This window comes from Pedobacter sp. 01T416_2 (genome assembly GCF_056398925.1).
The window spans coordinates 1-2,329 of record NZ_JBFTQI010000865.1 but is presented as its reverse complement, the minus strand read 5'-3'; the positions used below and the strand labels follow the sequence as shown (position 1 = coordinate 2,329).

Genomic DNA, 2,329 nt, shown 5'->3' with positions numbered 1-2,329 from the left:
GTTCTGCATTGGTCATGGTCAGCCGTTCCCAATCATGTATGGGTGGCAGCGGATATACTGCTGAAGTAAGGACATCACCAGAACTTGCTTCCATGATCACTACAGAAACCCGGTTATCCGATAATGAAGTGTCACGGGCAATGGACTTTTGAATCTTGGTCTGCAGACCGGCATCCACGGTTAATTGTACATCGCGGTTTTTATTTTTAAAATCTTCCACCTCTTTGCTGCTGATTCCGGCAAGGAGTAACGGAGAAAGTGCGGCGTAATCTTTTTTCACGACCGTCATTTCCTTAACTCCCCGTGCCAGGAAACGGTTTTCACTGTATCTATTTGCAAGAACTGTAAAGCTCTTTAGAGGCAGTTTAAAGCCGCGGAGTTCGGCCGCGTGCTCATAATCGGCAAAATAGCCATTAACACTTCCATTAAATATGCCTGAATTTGCATCACCTGTCCAAAAAAACAATTGTTCTTCGAAAGGATAATACCGGTCTAAACGTTGATGTACCGCAGAATCGAGATTGTAATTCGGGATACCCGCACCGATGAGCTTAAAATGTTGCGCCTTCACACTGTCGACGTTGCTGGTTGCCATTAAAATTCCCTTGCGGTCGTGTATGGTTCCGGCTTTTAAACGGCTCATCAATATTGCGATCCGGGGATTGTAACTGAACATTCTCGCGCCGCTACGGTCGGCTACCAAGGCTGGCTGTACTACCCATTTCCGGTTGTTAAGTACATAGCCCGCTACATTAACGCCCAATAGCAGGATGCCCAAACAGGCGGCAATTAGGGCCGGCACCAGGTTTTTGTCCTGCGCTTTGGCGATGTACTGCATCTGTACTTCACTGCCACGGACAGCAGATACTGACATCAAAAATCCGGCGGCTAAAAAATTGAGTACGAGTGATGATCCCCCATAACTTTGAAAGGGCAGGGATACCCCAGATAGCGGTAGCGCTCCGGTAGAACCACCTGCTATGAGCAGGAACTGTACAAAGGTGGATACGCCGACCCCTGCACTTAAATAAAAGAGAAATGGTGATCCGGTCCTCCTCCCGATAATAATGGATCGATGAAGGTACAACAGGAACAGCAGGAAGATGCACAATATGCCCGTTAATCCAAATTCTTCACCTATCGAAGGTAAGATCATATCGGTATGTGCTTCAGGAATGGTTTTGGCAAAGCCCTGCCCCACGCCCTGCCCTGTCGCGCCACCTGTAGACATGGCCCACAGGCCATTGGCCACCTGGTCGCCGCCATACACTTCATTGTTCCAGGCATCCTGCCAGATGGCTTTGCGATCCCCCAGGCGTTGTACCGGACCAGGAAATACGCGGTCCAGATATGGAATCTGATCAATCGTTAAAAAGGCCGACATGATCACCAGCACCATGATGGCGGACTCACTGAGCTGCCTGCGCCCGAAAAACATCAGCGTACCGACCAAAAGCAAGGTAATCGCAGTGGATATCCATACGTTTTCAAAAATCCATGAGGCCAATACGTATAACACGATAGCGCCTGCCATGAACATAAAATCGCCCCGCGAGAATGAAAACAGTATAATAAAGGTGAAACAAACCACCATCGCCGGACCAAGGTCTCCCAATATCAGAAATAACATGAGGGTTAACAGTATCGCCAATAGGGCAAAGGAGAAAAATGACCATCTTTTTTTCCAGCTCATATATTCACTGATCAGTTTCTCGTTTACGGCAAAAAATCCTGCAAGAAAAAAAATGATCAGATACTTTACTACTTCACTGGGCTGAAATCCGAACAGGTTTACCTTTACACCACTTCCTTCTGGCCCGGTTCCGAATAAGATAGTGAGTGCCAGCAATCCAATGGCGGCCAGGGCCCAGGGCCAGCCGTTTGCGGCCGATCGGATGTTCTTAAATAAAAGCAGGCGGTAAAGCCAGGTATCGGTATTGAAACGGCGCAGTTTAATACACAGTATCAATAAAATGCCCCCGAAACCCATGAGCAGATATAAAAGGGAATCTTTAGCTAAAAAACGGTCGCGCAGCGGATCCTGCAAACTCAGCAGCATCAGGAATGATATGCCAGTAAGCATCATCACTACGGGCAATATCACCTGATCGGCAGTGCTGAATTTCCATGACAGGATCAAGTGGACAAGTAAAAATCCACCGATCAGGCTTCCGCAGATGATCATAAACCACTTGTTGAATTCGTCGGGTGTTCTGATGATCAGTGATTTTTCCTTTTTGAGGATATTGAAGTCCCTGGTAGAGAAAAGCTTTATCGTATGTGGACGCTGTTCAAATGCGAAGGCAGTATTTTCATCAAGGTTTTGTAC

The 2,329-nt window shown here is 47.2% G+C and carries 1 protein-coding gene; it reads right to left on the bottom strand.

Annotated elements, in window-relative coordinates; genetic code table 11:
* On the bottom strand, positions 1 to 2,329 hold a 2,329-nt coding region (locus AC1DPQ_RS25170; RefSeq protein ID WP_477611233.1), incomplete at both ends, for an FtsW/RodA/SpoVE family cell cycle protein.